Annotated in this window: 14 protein-coding genes; 5 read left to right on the forward strand and 9 right to left on the reverse strand. The window is 68.4% G+C overall.

Features of this window, described 5'->3' with window-relative positions; genetic code table 11:
• The 7 genes from ITJ56_RS19150 to ITJ56_RS14990 all read right to left on the reverse strand — a co-directional run.
• Positions 1-373: helix-turn-helix domain-containing protein (locus tag ITJ56_RS19150; RefSeq protein WP_416354793.1), on the reverse strand; the 373-nt coding region annotated here is incomplete at its 3' end.
• 298 nt (positions 374-671) lie between these two features.
• On the reverse strand, positions 672-2036 hold the full coding sequence (dnaB, locus tag ITJ56_RS14965; protein ID WP_416354794.1) for a replicative DNA helicase: 1365 nt from the start codon (positions 2034-2036) through the stop codon (positions 672-674).
• Positions 2037-2680: 644 nt separating this feature from the next.
• Positions 2681-3133, reverse strand: coding sequence for a 50S ribosomal protein L9 (gene rplI, locus ITJ56_RS14970; RefSeq protein ID WP_123680389.1), 453 nt, complete (start codon positions 3131-3133; stop codon positions 2681-2683).
• 14 nt (positions 3134-3147) lie between these two features.
• Positions 3148-3405 (reverse strand): 30S ribosomal protein S18, encoded by a 258-nt coding sequence (gene rpsR, locus ITJ56_RS14975; RefSeq protein WP_017887834.1) that lies wholly within the window; start codon positions 3403-3405, stop codon positions 3148-3150.
• Between the two features lie 100 nt (positions 3406-3505).
• Complete coding sequence (locus ITJ56_RS14980; protein WP_194631436.1) at positions 3506-4093, reverse strand: single-stranded DNA-binding protein; 588 nt, start codon at positions 4091-4093, stop codon at positions 3506-3508.
• 3 nt (positions 4094-4096) lie between these two features.
• The gene (gene rpsF, locus ITJ56_RS14985; RefSeq protein WP_110863692.1) at positions 4097-4486 is read right to left on the reverse strand and encodes a 30S ribosomal protein S6; all 390 of its coding nucleotides are present in this window, start codon (positions 4484-4486) and stop codon (positions 4097-4099) included.
• Between the two features lie 193 nt (positions 4487-4679).
• Entirely contained in the window at positions 4680-6119 is a 1440-nt protein-coding gene (locus ITJ56_RS14990) for a CCA tRNA nucleotidyltransferase (RefSeq protein ID WP_194631437.1), read from the reverse strand.
• A 131-nt stretch (positions 6120-6250) separates the two neighbouring features.
• On the opposite strand from ITJ56_RS14990, the gene ITJ56_RS18550 reads away from it, so the two are divergent.
• The 5 genes from ITJ56_RS18550 (at position 6251) to ITJ56_RS15015 (ending at position 14319) form a co-directional block, all read left to right on the forward strand.
• On the forward strand, positions 6251-10357 hold the full coding sequence (locus tag ITJ56_RS18550; protein WP_228517980.1) for a DUF6049 family protein: 4107 nt from the start codon (positions 6251-6253) through the stop codon (positions 10355-10357).
• A 93-nt stretch (positions 10358-10450) separates the two neighbouring features.
• Positions 10451-11449 (forward strand): thioredoxin-disulfide reductase, encoded by a 999-nt coding sequence (gene trxB / locus ITJ56_RS15000; RefSeq protein ID WP_194631438.1) that lies wholly within the window; start codon positions 10451-10453, stop codon positions 11447-11449.
• Between the two features lie 65 nt (positions 11450-11514).
• Complete coding sequence (gene trxA / locus ITJ56_RS15005) at positions 11515-11841, forward strand: thioredoxin (protein WP_111124403.1); 327 nt, start codon at positions 11515-11517, stop codon at positions 11839-11841.
• Between the two features lie 149 nt (positions 11842-11990).
• Positions 11991-13295, forward strand: a complete 1305-nt coding sequence (locus ITJ56_RS15010) for a PLP-dependent aminotransferase family protein (RefSeq protein WP_194631439.1) — start codon at positions 11991-11993, stop codon at positions 13293-13295.
• A gap of 61 nt (positions 13296-13356) precedes the next feature.
• On the forward strand, positions 13357-14319 hold the full coding sequence (locus ITJ56_RS15015; RefSeq protein WP_194631440.1) for a D-alanine--D-alanine ligase family protein: 963 nt from the start codon (positions 13357-13359) through the stop codon (positions 14317-14319).
• A 1284-nt stretch (positions 14320-15603) separates the two neighbouring features.
• Here the strand turns inward: ITJ56_RS15015 and ITJ56_RS15020 are convergent.
• Positions 15604-16566 carry a ParB/RepB/Spo0J family partition protein gene (locus ITJ56_RS15020; protein WP_194631441.1) on the reverse strand — a complete coding sequence of 321 codons (963 nt, stop codon included), beginning with the start codon at positions 16564-16566 and terminating at the stop codon, positions 15604-15606.
• The gene (locus ITJ56_RS15025) at positions 16566-17459 is read right to left on the reverse strand and encodes a ParA family protein (protein WP_323749831.1); all 894 of its coding nucleotides are present in this window, start codon (positions 17457-17459) and stop codon (positions 16566-16568) included. Before ITJ56_RS15025 ends, ITJ56_RS15020 begins: the two co-directional genes overlap by 1 nt.
• Positions 17460-17489 lie beyond the last annotated feature (30 nt).

Below are 17489 nucleotides of genomic sequence, written 5' to 3' on the forward strand. Positions count from 1 at the left end.
GATACGCGAGAACATGCGCGGTCGTTGCCCGGTACGCGGACCCTTGCGCGGTGTTCCGCGACAGCTCCCGTGACACCATCGACGCTGACCTGCCAATCACGTCCGCGATCTGGCGCAATGACTTCCCCTGAGCGCGGAGGACCGCGATCTCTTCCCGGTCACCGAACGTCAAGCAACCGCCCTTTGAGATCCCGGCCACGCCGCGGCCGAACGCCGCCGGCCTCGACCAAGACCCGCCTCCCGGTCCGCCTGCTGGTGCCCAACGGTTCCACCGCGCCGGTGATGAAATCACCCGCCTGCATCCGCGCCCAGAACACCTGCAGCAGGTCAGGTCGGAGAAATATCGAGTACGTCGCCACAGCACACCATCCATCAGGTGTTGCAACCACCGCAAGAACCCAAGGGGCGCTAAACGCAACACCGTTCACGCACCCGCGCAAGGGCGCGGCACTTCCAGTCGGATGACGCCAGCGGGGGCAGATCGCTGCGCGTCCCGCTCGAGCACGACCCCTCAGAACGCCATGTCCACGCGACAACAACCTAGCGCGCACGGCACGCTGCTCCTGACTCGCCGGGAGACGACCCCTGACTGAGGCAGCACCGAGGAACGCGCTTCGGCGACAAGTTGTGCGCGAAGGAGACAAGTTGTGTGCGCGGCGACAGACGGACTACTACTGCGGCATGTCGACGAACCGCGAGAACATCCCGTGGAACGCCACCGTGATGGTGTCGGTCGGTCCGTTACGGTGCTTCGCCACGATCAGGTCCGCCTCGCCCTGACGCGGGTTGTCCTTCTCGTAGGCCGACTCGCGGTGCAGCAGGATGACCATGTCGGCGTCCTGCTCGATGGAGCCGGACTCACGCAGGTCGGAGATCGCCGGCTTCTTGTCGGCACGCTGCTCGGGACCACGGTTCAGCTGTGACAGCGCGATGACGGGGACCTGCAGCTCCTTCGCCATCAGCTTGAGCGCACGCGAGAACTCGGAGACCTCTTGCTGACGGCTCTCGACCTTCTTGCCCGAGGTCATCAGCTGCAGGTAGTCGATGACGACGAGCTTCAGGTTGTGCTGCTGCTTGAGCCGGCGGCACTTGGCGCGGATTTCGACGAGCGTCATGTTGGGGGAGTCGTCGATGAAGAACGGGGCGTCGTTGATGCGGCCGCGGGTCTGCGCGATGGTGGTCCAGTCACGGGAGTCCACGGTGCCCTTGCGCATGTTCTGCAGCGGGACGCTGGTCTCGGCGGAGAGCAGACGCATTGCGATCTCGGCCCGACCCATCTCGAGCGAGAAGAACGCTGCGGTCTGGTCGTGCTTGATCGCGGCGGCGCGGCACAGGTCGAGCGCCAACGTGGACTTACCGAGGGCAGGTCGGGCGGCGACGATGATGAGCTGCCCGGGGTGGAAGCCGTTCGTCAGCCCGTCCAGCTGAGCGAACCCGGTCGGCACGCCGGTCATCTGGCCGTCACGACCCTTGGCGGCCTCGATCTCGTCGAGCGCGGCTGCGATGGCGTCGGTCAGGGGGACGTAGTCCTCGGTCTGCACGCCACCGGCGACGTTGTAGACCTCGGCCTGCGCGCTGTTGACGAGGTCCGTGACCTCGCCCTCGGACGCGTACCCCATCTGCACGATGCGGGTGCCGGCGTCGACCAGGCGGCGGAGCACGGCCTTCTCGGCGACGATGCCGGCGTAGTACCCGGCGTTCGCGGCCGTCGGCACCATGCTCGTGACGCTGTGCAGGTACTCGGCGCCGCCGGCACGGGACAGCAGGCCGGTCTTGGTCAGCTCGTCGGTGACCGCGATGACGTCGGTGGGTTCGCCGTGCGAGTAGAGCGACAGGATCGCGTCGAAGATGACCTCGTGCTTGGGGACGTAGAAGTCCACACCGCGGGCGGTCTCGATGACGTCGGCCACGGCGTCCTTCGACAGGAGCATGCCGCCGATGGTCGACTGCTCGGCCAGCATGTCGTGCGGCGGTGTGCGTTCCATGCCGCGCTCCGCGTAGTCCTGCGGCGCGGGCTCAAGATGCGCGATCGACACACTCTCTCCTCTGTTGAACGGCACGGACCGGAACCCGCGGGACTGCACCCGCCGACCCGAACCCGCACCCTGTTTCTACCCCCAGCGACCGACATCCCCGAGTCGCTCGCCCAAGCTACGGCCCAGAGTTATCCCCAACAAACGGCCCTGTGGATAACTCTGTGGAGGGATTGCGGAACACGCCGGAGAGCTGTGTGGACATCTGTGGAGGGGCCTGTGGAAAAAGGGCCGTACGAACACACTTTCGACCACCTGACCTGGGGTTTCAGGGTTCACAGCATGTGTGGAAAAGTGGGCTTCAAGTACGCCTTGAGGGTTCCGATTTGACTCGTTTCCACTGTGTAAAACGACTTGACAAGCACCCCTCCTGTGGGGAGAGTTCTCGGCCCGTTCCCAGTCAGCGCGACCCCGTCTGAGCAGTAACCAGCCAGTCCGAGTCGAGCCGCGCCTCCAGGCCGGAGCGACCCGCGATCGTGAGCAGAAGATGTCGCGTCCGCCCCCGAACCCGACGTCTTCTGCTCACCAAGCGAAGCGCCCGGAGCGCCCGAAGCGCCCCACGTCACCCCACCCACCCCCGCCCGCAGACGCAACGACGGGCGGGCCTCCCGAAGGAGACCCGCCCGTCGTGGAGCGGAACGTCAGTGCTACTTGGCAGCGACGACCTTGAGCGAGATCACGGCAGTGATGTCCTCGCGCAGGCGCACGGTGGCCTCGTGGTCACCGACGGTCTTGATGGTCGCGGGGACCTCGACCTTGCGCTTGTCGAGCGAGCCGACGCCCTGCGCCTGGACGGCGTCAGCGACGTCGCCCGGACGGACGGAGCCGAACAGACGACCGTCCTTGCCGGCCTTGACCGACAGGGAGATGGTCGCGTTCTCGAGCTTCATCTTGAGGTCCTGTGCCTCTTCGATGGTGGCGAGCTCGCGCGCGGTACGCGCGGCACGGATCGACTCGACCTGCTTCTCGCCGCCCTTGGACCACGCGACAGCGAAGCCCTGGGGGATGAGGTAGTTGCGGGCGTAGCCGTTCTTGACGTCGACGACGTCACCAGCGGAACCGAGGCCGGAGACCTCGTGGGTGAGGATGAGCTTCGACATGTGTCGACCTCCGATCAGCGGCCGGAGCCGGCGTAGGGGAGGAGCGCCATCTCACGGGCGTTCTTCACGGCACGGGCGATGAGGCGCTGCTCCTGGACGGAGACGCCGGTGATGCGACGGGCGCGGATCTTTCCACGCTCCGAGATGAACTTGCGAAGGGTCGCAACGTCCTTGTAGTCGATGACGCCAACCTTGATCGACTTCGCGGGGGCAGCGTTCTTGCCGCCCTTGCCGCGAGGCTTCCGGCGGTCGCCGGTGCTCTTTCCAGCCATAGTGATTTGTCCTTAGAAGAAAAGTTGTGTGTCCGTCGGAACGCGGAGGATCAGTCCGGAACTCGCAGTTGCCGCTGTCAGGCGGCGCTGCGTGCTCCGATCAGAACGGGGTCTCGTCGTCGAAGTTGCCACCGGGGGTGCTCCACACGTCGTTCGACTGTGCGTTGCCGCCACCCTGCTGGCCACCCTGGGGGGACCAGGGCGCATCCGACTGACCGCCACCGTTGTTGTTCCAGTTGCCGCCGCCGTTGCCGGTGCCGTTTCCGGAGCCGGCAGGAGCGGTGCCACCGCCGCCGACCTGGCCACGACCGCCGCCACTGCCACCCGCTGCGCGGGTGATCTGTGCGGTCGCGTACCGGAGCGACGGGCCGATCTCGTCGACCTCGAGCTCGATGCTCGTGCGCTGCTGGCCCTCACGGTCCTGGTAGGAACGCTGACGCAGACGACCCTGCGCGATGACGCGCGAGCCCTTGGTCAGCGACCCCGCCACGTGCTCGGCGAACTCGCGCCACACACTCGCGCGGAGGAACAGCGCGTCGCCGTCCTTCCACTCGTTCGCCTGACGGTCGAACGTGCGAGGGGTCGACGCGATGGTGAAGTTCGCCACGGCGAGCCCGTTCTGCGTGTAGCGCAGCTCGGGGTCCGCGGTGAGGTTGCCCACCACCGTGATGACGGTTTCGCCGGCCACGGGTTACTCGGCGCTCGCGGTCGCGGTTGCGGTTGCGGAGGCGTTGGCAGCCTTGCGGGCCGCTCGCGCCTCGTCACGCTGCTTCTGGGCGGCGACCTGCGCGATGCCCTCTTCAGCGCGGAGGACCTTCGTGCGGAGCACGGCCTCGGAGAGACCGAGCTGACGGTCGAGCTCCTTGGCGGCCTCGGGCGACGACGTGAAGTCGACGACGGCGTAGATGCCCTCGGACTTCTTCGCGATCTCGTAAGCGAGCCGGCGACGGCCCCAAACGTCCACGTTGTCGACGGTGCCACCCGCGTTGCGGATCACGGCCAGGAACTTGTCCAGGCTGGGAGCGACGGTGCGCTCATCGATCTCGGGGTCGAGGATCGCCATCAGTTCGTACTGGTGCATGCGGAACCCACCTCCTCTGGTCTCAGCGGCCCCGGGCGGTTCCCGGGGCAGGAGGGTTGATGCATGTGCCCCGTCCACGCAGGTGCGCGAGGGGCAACCTGGATAGCCTACCGGACTGCCTGGAGGCGCGCCACCGGCCTGTGGAGAACGGTCGCGTCCGTCAGGCGGTCGCCTCCTGGGCGCTGGTGCCGCTTCAGGCGCCGGTCTCGCCCCGGGTGGCCCACCAGTCGCGCAGGCGCTGCTCTGCGGCCTCCGGCCCGAGGGGCCCCTCGTCCATCCGGGCCTCGAGCAGGAACCGGTAGGCCTCACCCACGGCGCGCCCCGGCGGGATGCCGAGGATCCGCATGATGTCATCGCCGGTCAGGTCGGGGCGGATCGACTCGAGCTCCTCCTGCTCCGACAGCGTCGTGATGCGCTCCTCGAGGTCGTCGTACGCGAACGCCAGCCGGTCGGCCTTGCGGCGGTTGCGTGTGGTGACGTCGGAGCGCGTCAGTTCGTGCAGGCGCTCGAGCTGCGGGCCGGCATCGCGGACGTAGCGGCGGACGGCCGAGTCGGTCCAGGTGCCCTCGGTGTACCCGAAGAACCGCAGGTGCAGTTCGATCAGGCGCGACACCGCCGCGATGGTGTCGTTGTCGAAGCGGAGTGCGCGGAGCCGCTTCTTCGCCATCTTGGAACCGACGAGGTCGTGGTGGTGGAAGCTGACGGCGCCGCCGGGCTCGAGCTTGCGGGTCGCCGGCTTGCCGATGTCGTGCAGGAGCGCCGCGAGCCGCAGGACGGTGTCCGGGGGATCGCCCGCGTGCCGCTCCGCCTCGTACCCGATGGCCTGCTCGAGCACGGTCAGCGAGTGCTCGTAGACGTCCTTGTGGTGGTGGTGCTCGTCGATCTCCAGGCGCATCTCGGGCAGCTCCGGCAGGAACCGCTCGGCCAGCCCGGTGTCGACGAGCAGCCGGAGGCCGGGGACGGGGTCGTTCGTGTTGAGCAGCTTGACCAGCTCGTCACGCACCCGCTCGGCGGACACGATGTCGATCGACGCGACGAGCTCCTGCATGGCGGCCCGCACGTCGTCGTCGACGCTGAACCCGAGCTGCGACGTGAACCGCGCCGCGCGCATCATCCGCAGCGGGTCGTCGCGGAACGACACGGTCGCGGCCTGCGGCGTCCGGAGCCGTTCGGCCAGCAGGTCCTCGACGCCGCCGTGCACGTCGACGAGTTCGCGGGCCGGCAGCCGGAGCGCCATCGCGTTCACCGTGAAGTCACGGCGGAGCAGGTCGTCCTGGATGGTGTCGCCGAACGCGACCTCGGGCTTGCGGGTCTCCCCGTCGTAGACGTCGCTGCGGTACGTCGTGATCTCGACCTGCTCGCCGCCGACGCGGGCCGCGATGGTGCCGAACTGCCGGCCGACGTCCCACGTCGCGCTCGCGATCGGTTCGACGATGCGCAGGATCTCGTCGGGCCGGGCATCGGTGGTGAAGTCGAGATCCGTGACCGGACGGCCGAGGAACGCATCGCGGACGGGGCCGCCGACGAGCGCGAGCTCGTGTCCGGCGTCGGCGAAAGCCCGAGCGAGGAGGGCGACGGGCTCGGTGGTGGCGAGTGCGTCGAGTCGTTCGACGGCCTGGGCAACGGACTGCATGACGGTCCTCATCCTCCCAGATCGACGGCCCGAGTTCTCCACAGCCCGCGCGCACGGGAGCTGTTCATGGTCGCGCCTCATACACTCGTGCTCGGCCCGAACCGACCCCGTGGCCCGCTCCTCGTATGCAGATGCTCCGCACCACACTCGCCGCAGCCGCGTCGACCCTCGTCGCGCTCGGCCTGGTCGTCGCGCCCGTCACCACGGACCACGCCTCGGCGGCCACGGTCTCGACGGCGAAGACCCACGTCGCCGATCCCACCGCCGCGGACGAGGGCAAGGCGACGATCTCGATCGCCCCCGCGGACCGCGGCATCGTGCAGCGCGACCAGGACCTCACGCTGTCCGTCACGGTCACGAACGACACCGATGCGACCCTGCCGGCGGGCACCGCCGAGTTCGACATCTTCCGCTCGGTGAGCACGCGGGACGTGCTGGCGAGCTGGCTATCCGACACCACCACGACAGGTTACCTCGGCGCACCGATGGACTCTGTGGACATCCCGGCCATCCCAGCGCACCGATCGGTCACCATCGACTCGGTCGCCATCGTCTCCGGCAACGTGGCGCTCGGCGGGTACTCCTCGTTCGGCGCCCGACGCATCGCGGCCGAGTACACGGCCGGCGACACCTTCGCCGTCGACCGCTCGGCGATCACCTGGTACCCGGACTTCGAACAGGCCCCCGTCAGCGTCTCGGTGGCGATGCCGGTGACCGTGCCGAAGTCCACCGACGGCATCCTGTCGGCAGCCGTGCTCGCCGCCGCGACCTCGGTGGACGGCACCCTCACGCAGCAGCTCGACGCCGCAGAGGACCACAACGTCGCCGTCGCCGTGGACCCCCGGATCGTCGCCTCGATCCGTGTCCTCGGCGAGAACGCCCCGTCGAGCGCCGTCACCTGGCTGCAGCGCCTCGAGTCCATACGGAACGAGACGTTCGCGCTGCCCTACGCCGACGCCGACGTCACCGGTCTCCGTCAGGCGGGGGCCGACGGAATCCTGTCGCCGATCTCCCTCGATCAGTCGGTGAAGTCCGAGAACTTCCCCGGCGCGGAGACCCCGGCCCCGACGCCGACGGCCACCCCCGGGCAGACCTCCGCCTCGGCCACACCCGCGGCGCCGAGCGACGACGCCACGACCGACGCGGGTAACGAGGGAGCACAGGAGACCCTCCCCACCACCGAGTCCCTGCTCGACTTCCCGTACTCGATGGACGCCATCGCCTGGCCCACCGAGGGCACGGTGTCGTCCGCCGACCTGCCGGCCCTCCAGCGGGCGGGCACCGAGACCACCATCGTCTCGAGCGGCAACACCTCGGCCGGCGCCGACACCACGATCGCCGCGTCCGAGAAGATCGGCGACGACCACGTCCTCGTCTCCGACCAGTCGATGTCGTCGCTCCTGCGTCGCGCCGCCACCGCCACCGACCGGCAGACCTGGTCGTCCTCGATGTCCGAGCTCACGGCGACCCTCGCCACGTCAGCCCGTGCGGCTACGGCCACCGGGCCGATCCTGCTCACCCTCGGGCGCGAGTGGCCCAGCGACTCGACCCGTCTCAGCCAGGCGCTCGACGCCCTCGAGAGCACGGCCTGGGTCGCCCCGGCCGACCTCTCCACCGCCTCGGACGCGGTCGCCGGGTCACTCACGCTCAGCAGCGCCTCGACCGGTGCGGGGCGCGTGGACCAGCTCGGCCGCCTGGTGCAGGGCGAGCAGGGCCTCACCGCCTTCTCCACCGTCCTCGCCACCCCGGCCGAGATCACCGCTCCCGCGCGGCTCCGGTTGCTCGCACTCGCCTCGAACGCATGGCGCGGCGACGACGAGGGGCTGACTGCCGCCGTCGACGCGCGGACCGCAGCCTGGGCGAAGAGCACCACCGATGTCGGGATCGTCGACTCGAGCAGCCTCACCCTGCTCGGCGACCGCTCGTCCCTGCCCGTCTCCATCCGCAACAGCTCGCGGTTCCCGGTCACCGTCCACCTGTCCGTGCAACCGTCGAACTCCGCGCTCCGGGTCGTCAGCAACGACATCGTCGTCGAGATCCAACCGGACTCATCGACCCGCACCACCGTCCCCGTGCAGTCGGTCGCGAACGGGAAGGTCCAACTCACGATGTCGCTCTCGAGCGCCAGCGGCGTCGCGATCTCCGAGCCTGCGACCGTCGAGCTGAACGTGCAGGCGCAGTGGGAGACCGTCATCACCGCCGCGGCCGCGTTCGCCCTGATCGCCATCTTCGGCTTCGGCATCTTCCGCAGCATCCGCAAGCGCACCCGTCGTCGCAACGGCGAACTCGACGACGAGGACGACGACGACCCGAACCGTCCCCTGGCGGTCCAGCCGACGGTCGCCGGCGCACATGCGGCCGCGATCCGGCCTGGAGGCACGGATCACCGCTCCGGAGCGGTCCCGGCATCCATCGTGGCCGCGTCCGCAGCGGGCGCGGCTGCCGGGACGCCCGTCACGGAAGTGGACCGCGGTCCCCTGCGTGACGCCATCGCGCGCGCCGGAGCCGAGCCGGGCCTCCCGTCCGACGCCGCACGCAGCACCGTCGCGGACGACCGCGACCCCGAGGAGCCGACCATCAGCACGAGCCAGCCCCAGCCAGACGTCGACGCGGAACCGGTCACCGAGCGCAGCCTCGGTCGGGCGAGCGCGATGCTCGCCGCGGGCACGATGGTGAGCCGCATCCTCGGCTTCGCGAAGACCTTCGTGCTGGCGTACGCGATCGGGCAGAACAAGAGTCCCTCAGCCAACGCGTTCGCGGTCGCCAACCAGCTGCCGAACAACATCTACGCGCTCATCGCCGGCGGCCTGCTCTCCGCGGTGCTCATCCCGCAGATCGTTCGCGCCATGAAGAACGGCACGGACGGCGGCCAGGCGTACGTCAACAAGATCGTGACGCTCGGTGGCTCGGTCTTCATCGTCATCACGATCGTCGCAACGGCAATCGCCCCGCTGCTGGTCCGGCTGTACACGACGTCGTCGGAGTCCTCGGGACCGGCCGCCACCGACCTCGCCATCGCCTTCGCGTTCTGGTGCCTGCCGCAGATCCTGTTCTACGCGATGTACTCGCTGCTCGGCGAGGTCCTCAACGCCAAGCAGGTCTTCGGGCCCTTCACATGGGCGCCGCTGCTCAACAACGTCATCGCGATCGCCGGGCTCGTCGTGTTCATCGCCCTGTACGGCAGCAGCGGCAGCAGCCTCGACGAGTGGACGCCGGCGAAGATCGCGCTCCTCGCCGGCAGCGCCTCGTTCGGGGTGTTCGCGCAGGCGGCATTCCTCCCGCTCTTCTGGAAGCGCGCGGGCCTGTCGTTCCGACCCGACTTCCGCTGGCGCGGCGTCGGACTGAAGTCCACGGGCACGGCGGCAGGCTGGCTCTTCGCGATGATCCTCGTGACGCAGGTCGCCGGCATCGTCCAGTCCGCGGTCGCGTGGCGCGGCCAGGACGACGGGCCGGGCAACGCGGTGCTCGGCAACGCGTGGTTGATCTTCATGCTGCCGCACTCGATCATCACGGTCTCGATCGCCACCGCCTACTTCACGCGGATGAGTCACGACGCCGAGCGCGGTGACCTCGGTGCGGTCCGCCGCAGCCTCTCGCTGTCGCTCCGCATCGTCGGGCTCTTCACCGTCTTCGCATCGGTCGCGCTCATCGTCGTCGCAGTGCCGTTCGGACGCCTTTACGAGGGCACGTTCGAGAGCGCCCTGCAGGTCGGAGCCGTCCTCGTGGCGTACATGCCCGGCCTGGTGCTGTTCAGCATGTTGTTCATCATCCAGCGCGTGTTCTGGGCGATGCACGACCACCGCACGCCGTTCCTCATGCAGTGCATCCAGTCGGTGCTGTTCGTCGTCGGAGCACTCGCGGTCTCGACCTTCCCGACCTCGGTGATCGGCATCGGGGTGGCCGCGTGCACGACCCTCGCCGGAACCGCGCAGACGATCGTGGCGCTCGTCCTCGTGCGTCGCAAGCTGGGCAGCATCGAGGGCCCCGTCGTGACCCGCTCGCACGTGCAGTTCATCATCGCGGCGCTGATCTCCGGCGTCGTCGGGCTCCTCGTCGTCAACTTCTTCGGAGCGTTCTCCGAGGCAGGGTTCGCGATGTCCGACCGCACCGGCGCCCTCATCACGATCATCCTCACCGGCGCCGCGATGGTCGCCGTGTACTTCGGCGCTCTCGTGGTCGCGAAGAACGGGGAGATCGGGAGTGCCGTGACGATGCTCCGCAGCAAGCTCGGCCGCTGACCCACCCCGATCCCCGGGGTTCACGGGCTGCGCGGAATGCCGCGCCGGTACGATGGGTTGACCCGGTCAGAAGCAACGGAAGGGCACTCAGGCATGCGCCAGCTCATCATCATCGGTTCCGGCCCGGCCGGGTTCACCGCCGGCATCTACGCCGCGCGCGCAGAGCTCAAGCCGCTCATCGTCGCGTCCAGCGTCGAGACGGGCGGTGAACTCACCAAGACCACCGAGGTCGAGAACTTCCCCGGCTTCCCCGAGGGGATCCAGGGTCCCGACCTCATGATCAAGATGCAGGAACAGGCCGAGAAGTTCGGTGCAGAGGTCCTGTACGACGACGCCGTCTCCGTCGACCTCACCGGCAAGGTCAAGAAGGTCACGGTCGGCTCCGGCGAGACGTACGAGGCCCTCGCGGTCATCTACGCCACCGGCTCGGCGTACCGCCACCTCGGCCTCCCTGACGAAGAGCGCCTGTCCGGCCACGGTGTCTCGTGGTGCGCGACCTGCGACGGCTTCTTCTTCCGACAGAAGAACATCGCCGTCGTCGGTGGTGGCGACTCCGCGATGGAAGAGGCCACGTTCCTCACCCGCTTCGCCGACAAGGTGACGGTCATCCACCGCAAGGACTCCCTGCGTGCGTCGAAGATCATGCAGGACCGCGCGATGAACGACCCGAAGATCGAGTTCGCGTGGAACAAGGAGGTCACCGGCATCACGGGTGACTCCGCGGTCGAGGGCGTCACCCTGAAGGACACCGTCACGGGCGAGGAGTCCGAGCTCGCACTGGACGGCCTGTTCATCGCGATCGGCAACGACCCGCGCACGCACCTGATCCACGGCCAGATCGACATCGCGCCCGAGGGCACGATCGCCGTCCAGGGCCGCTCGTCGAAGACCAACCTGCCGGGCGTCTTCGCCGCGGGTGACGTCATCGACCCGACCTACCGTCAGGCCATCACGGCCGCCGGCTCCGGCACGGTCGCGGCGCTCGACGCCGAGAAGTACCTCGCCGATCTCGACGACGCGTTGACGGACGACGCCGAGGGTGTCGGTGCGACCGAGCCGGCCATGATCGACGTCATCGCCGCACGCGCCTGATCCGCTCGGAATACCACGACGGCTCCGCCGTTGTACCCCCTGAACGACTTCTCGAAGGAGCACACATGTCCAACGCCAAGGCTGTCACCGACGCCACCTTCTCGGACGAGGTCCTCAAGTCCGACAAGACGATCCTCGTCGACTTCTGGGCCGAGTGGTGTGGCCCGTGTCGCGCCGTCTCCCCGATCCTCGACCAGATCGCCGAAGAGCACGCTGGCAAGATCGAGATCGTGAAGCTCAACGTGGACGACAACCCCCAGTCGGCCATGAACTACCAGATCACGTCGATCCCGGCGATGAAGGTCTTCAAGGGCGGCGAGGTCGTCAAGACCGTCATCGGCGCCAAGCCGAAGCCCGCGCTCGAGGCCGACCTCGCCGAGTTCCTCGTCTAGGTCTTCCCCCACGACGGCCCCGCTCTCCCCGGAGAGCGGGGCTGTCGTCGTTCCGGGCCACCCGTTCACGATCGGCCCCGTCGCGGAGCCCTGGTTCACGACGTCGATGTCGTAGTGTGGCGGGAATGTCCCACTGAACGGAGCACTCGATGACGAACGGCAACAGCCTCGACCCCTGGTACGACTCCTACGCCCAGCGCACCGCCGGGCTGAGCGCCTCCGAGGTCCGAGCCCTGTTCGCCGTCGCCTCGCGCCCTGAGGTGGTCTCGCTGGCCGGCGGCATGCCGTTCGTCTCCGCGCTCCCCAGAGAGCTCGTCACGGGCTCCCTGGACCGTGTCATGACCGAGCACTCCGCCATGGCGCTGCAGTACGGCGGCGGACAGGGCCTGCGGTCCCTCCGTGAGCACATCGTCGACGTCATGAGCCTCGAGGGCATCCGTGCCAGCGCCGAGGACGTCGTGGTCACCACGGGCTCGCAGCACGCGCTGGACCTCGTCACGCGGCTCTTCATCGACCCGGGCGACGTCGTCCTGGCCGAGTCGCCGTCCTACGTGGGCGCCATCGGTGTCTTCCGCTCGTACCAGGCCGAGACGGTCCACGTGACGACCGATGAGCTCGGGCTGGTGCCCGAAGCCCTGCGCGAGGCGATCGCGAACCTGCGCACGCAGGGCAAACGGATCAAGTTCCTGTACACGATCCCGAACTTCCACAACCCGGCCGGCGTCACGATGAGCCGCGAGCGCCGCATCGAAGTGCTCGACATCTGCCGGTCGAACAACATCCTGGTGCTCGAGGACAACCCGTACGGACTGCTCTGGTTCGACGAGCCCGCGCCGCAGGCGATCCGCTCAATCGACGAGGAGGGCGTCGTCTACCTCGGCTCCTTCTCGAAGACCCTCGCACCGGGTTTCCGTGTCGGCTGGGCGCTCGCCCCGCACGCCATCCGCGAGAAGCTCGTGCTCGCCAACGAGTCAGCGGTCCTGGCTCCGAACTCGTTCGGGCAGTACGTCGTCAACGCCTACCTCGATGCCGCGGACTGGAAGGGTCAGGTCGACACCTTCCGGGGCATCTACGCCGAGCGCCGCGATGCCATGCTGTCCGCCCTGGGGGAGTTCCTCCCAGACCTGTCCTGGACGAAGCCGAACGGCGGCTTCTTCGTGTGGCTGACCCTGCCCGAGTCGCTCGATTCCAAGGGCATGCTCCCGCGCGCGGTGAAGGAGCTCGTGGCGTACACCCCGGGTACGGCCTTCTACGCCGACGGTCGCGGCGCCGGTCACATCCGGCTGTCGTTCTGCTACCCGACGCCGGAGCAGATCCGCGTCGGCGTGAAGCGCCTTGCGAACGTCGTGAACGACGAGCTCGAACTGATCGAGACCTTCGGGCCGACGACCCGACCGAACACGGTCCTCCGCGAGACCTCATCAGTCAGCGCGCCGCCGCCCAACATCTCCTGATCAGCGCTTTTCCTCGGCGCCCACCAGACAGCACCCCAGTTCCACATCGGAGGACCCCCGCATGGCCGAGCTCACCCGTCGTCACGTCGTCGTCGTCGCCGGAGGCATCTCCCACGAGCGGGACGTCTCCCTCCGGTCCGGTCGGCGGGTCGCCGACTCGCTGACCGGGTACGGCTGGCAGGTCGACCTCCGCGACGCGGACGCACTCCTCCTGCCGGCTCTCGCCGAGTCACGCCCGGACGTCGTGTGGCCTGCACTGCACGGCGCCTCCGGTGAAGACGGTGCCCTGCGGGGCATCCTGGAGGCGGTGGACATCCCGTTCGTCGGCTCACGATCCACGTCCGCCCGCCTTGCCTGGGACAAGCCGACCGCGTCCGCGCTGGTCGCCAGAGCTGGCGTCCGGACGCCTCGATCGGTCACGCTGTCGCACGATGTCTTCCGCGAGCTCGGCGCCGTCGGCGTACTGAAGGCGATCGCCGGGGAACACCCGGTGCCGCTCGCGGTGAAGCCGGCGCGAGGCGGCAGCGCCCAGGGTGTCACCCTGGTCGATGACGTGAGTGACCTGCCGCGGGCGATGGTCACCGCGTACACGTACTGCGACGACGTCGTGGTGGAGCAGCTCATCCGGGGCACCGAGGTCGCGGTGGGGATCATCGACACCGGAGACGGTCCGGTCGCGCTGTCCGCAGTCGAGATCGTGCCGAAGAACGGCTTCTACGGGTTCGAGGCGCGCTACAACGCCGGTGAGACCACGTTCTACACGCCGGCTCGACTGTCGGGCGAGTACGCAGCAGCTGCCGCCGATGCCGCGGTGCTCGCACACCAAGCCCTCGGCCTCCGACACCTCTCTCGCGTCGACCTGATCATCGACAGTGCCGGGACCCCGTGGTTCCTCGAGGCCAACGTCCTGCCGGGGCTGACCGAGACCTCCCTCCTCCCACAGGCGCTGTCGGCCTCCGGCTTCGATCTCGGGTGGACGTACGCGGAACTCGCAGAGCAGGCGATCCGCGACCACCGGGTCTGAGGCCCTCCTGACGGCTCGATGTTCCACGTGGAACATCGAGGTCAAGCTCAGCGGCGCTCATCCTCGGGCGCACTTTCGGAATCACCCGAGCGGGCCCCGCTGTCCTGCTGCAACGGAAGCCGCGGCCTCACCCGCGCCTCGTGGTGTCTTCCCCTCCCCGCTGGCGGGGGAGTGGGCAACGTCGAACACGGGCACGCGAGGCCCGCGATCGTTCGTGCAACCTCGCAACAGCGGGGCGATCCCACACCTGTCCCACCTCGCCGTGCTGGCCCTGTTCCCGCGGTGCTCTGGCCGCAACACCCACCCCGTGCGGATGCCTCGCAGCAGTGTCGGCGTCGCCGATGTCCGCCGCGCCCTGCCGTCGGAGCTTGCGGCGCCCCACCCCACACCGAACGACAGCGTGACAGCCCAGGTGGGAAGAGTCTGTTCGTGCACCGCTGAGCTGGTCGTCCGTCCTGACCTCGGCCGAGCTCGTGCTGCCCCGGTATCGATGAATCAAGGCACAGTCTCCTCGGATGGCACCGGGGTGGTCAGCACTCGCTCGGCACTGCTGCTTCTCGCGTCATGGTGTTCCACGTGAAACATGAACCGCCCCAGCCCGAGGTCTCGCGGCCCCGAACCCCTCCACGCGCCAGTGCGGGATGGAAGCTGACCCCTCCCGTCGGGCTCCGCCTTCGGCGGGATGAAGGCAGGCCACGCAGCGGCGCTCTCACGTCGACCGTTGCAACGACTCGCGCCGCGGGTCGCACCTTGCTTGCCGCTCGTTGGAGATCGCGCGCCACGCGCCCCCCACGACACAGCCGTTCCACCCATACCAACGCTCCGCAGCGTCTGCGAGCTCGCCCGGCCCGTGGCGAACCGCTGCGTGCACCCGTCGACGCCTCAAGCCGCGGCCCAGGTTCCGCTGCTCAGCGACAACGCGGCGCCATTCGGCAGACCGTGTCATCGGGCCGTACGGCTCTCCTGACAACGAAGACCCCTGCCGCGGAGGCCTGGGGCTCCGCCTGGTCGGCCCACCCGCCCCGTGGCACGCCCCCGCAGCGTTCCACGTGAAACACCCGAATCTCCGGTGCGGCCAGGGGGCTGCTCTGCACCTCGAGTACAGCCGAATCACCTGCCTGTTCCGAGTCACCACGGTTCCACGAGGAACACCGGGTACAAGCACGACCCCGCCGGAGACCGCGCTGTGTGGCGCTCTCGGCGGTCAGCACGTCCTCGGCGCGCCTGAGGTGCTCCCCGCGCTGTTCCCAGGGCTGCCGGCCGCACAGAGGCTACGAGGTGCAGTCAGTCGGCGACGTCGCTGACCCCGAGCTCGCCGAGGATCCGGTTCAGGTCGTCGCCGTTCGCGAAGTCGATCGTAACCGAACTCTTTCGAGCTCCCACGGCGATCTTCACACGGGTGTTCAGACGGTCTCCGAGACGCTCCGCCAGGTCGTTGAAATGCGTCTGACGCTTCGAGGGCTGAGGAGCTTGCTTCACCGGCTTCGTGGACAGCTGCTGCGCGATTGCTTCCGCCGCGCGGACCGAAAGGTCTTCGTTGACGATCTTCTCGGCCAAGTACTCCATGGCCTCAGCGTCCGGTGCTGCGAGGATCGCCCGAGCGTGGCCGGCTGAGAGGACGCCGGCCGCAACCCGACGCTGCACGGGGGAGGGCAGACGCAGGAGACGGATGGTGTTCGTGATCTGAGGACGCGATCGGCCGATGCGCTGACCAAGCTGCTCCTGCGTGATGCCGAAGTCGGCGAGGAGCTGCTGGTACGCAGACGCCTCCTCCAAGGGGTTCAGCTGGGCGCGGTGCAGGTTCTCGAGCAGGGCATCCCGGAGCATCGCGTCATCCGGGGTGTCCTTGATGATGGCCGGGATCGTGCTGAGCCCGAGCTCCTTGGTCGCCCGAAGACGACGCTCGCCCATGATCAGTTCGTACTGCGGGGCCGTTCCGGACGCGCCAGCAACCGGCCGAACGACGATGGGCTGGAGTACGCCGATCTCGCGGATCGAGTGCACGAGCTCCTGGAGTTCCTCCTCGCGGAACTCTTTCCGCGGCTGCTGCGCGTTCGGGACCACGTCAAGAGGATTGAGGTTCGCGAGACGGGCACCGGGAACTGCCACGAGCTCATCGGCGGTCGGCGCTGACGCGGGGGAGCCCCCGGTGGGGAAGAAGACATCCACGGGGCGGTCCTGCTGATCCGTGGCCGTGGGGATCAGCGCGCCGATACCTCGGCCGAGTCCCGTTCGCTTCGGTGCCATCAGTGCTTCGCTCCTCGTGCTGCGATCTCGGCGGCCGCCTCCAGGTAGGAGAGCGACCCGGTGGAGTTCACGTCGTACGCGACGACACTCTGCCCGTAGCTCGGTGCCTCGCTGACCCGGACGGACCGGGGAATCATGGCCTTCAGCACCTGCTCACCGAAGTGCTCACGAACGTCGTTCGCAACTTGGTTCGACAGGTTTGTCCGGCTGTCGTACATCGTCAGCAGGATCGTCGACACCCGGAGATTCGGGTTGAGATGACGCTCGATGAGTTCGATGTTGCGGAGCAGCTGACTCAGACCCTCGAGCGCGTAGTACTCGCACTGGATCGGGATGAGCACCTCTTGTGCCGCCACGAACGCGTTGATGGTCAGCAGGCCGAGAGATGGAGGGCAGTCGATGAAGACGTAGTGGTACGGCTCGTCGAGCGACTGCAGGTAGAGATCGAGTGCAGTGCGGAGCCGCTGCTCGCGTGCCACGAGAGAGACGAGCTCGATCTCCGCGCCGGCGAGATGGATCGTCGCGGGCACGCACCAGAGCGTGTCCGACTCGGGGGACGCCTGCACAGTGTCTGCCATCGCGGCTTCATCGACGATCACGTCGTAGATGCTGGCAACCTCGGCCTGGTGGTCGACGCCGAGTGCCGTCGAAGCATTGCCCTGGGGGTCGAGATCGATCACCAGTACGCGAGCACCACCGTGCGCCAGCCCGGCGGCGAGGTTCACCGTGCTGGTCGTCTTGCCGACGCCCCCCTTCTGGTTCGAGACCGTGATGATCCGCGTCTCGGACGGCAGTGGGAACTGCTGCGTGGCGATTGCGCGTCGACGACGGTTCAGGTCGGCGATCTCGCGAGCGAGCGGCGTCGACGCGTCGTAATCGGTCGATGAACTCAACGAGTGCCTCTTCCCCGGTTCGGTGTTTCA

It is taken from the genome of Curtobacterium sp. VKM Ac-1376 (assembly GCF_015351025.1).
GTDB lineage: Bacteria > Actinomycetota > Actinomycetes > Actinomycetales > Microbacteriaceae > Curtobacterium.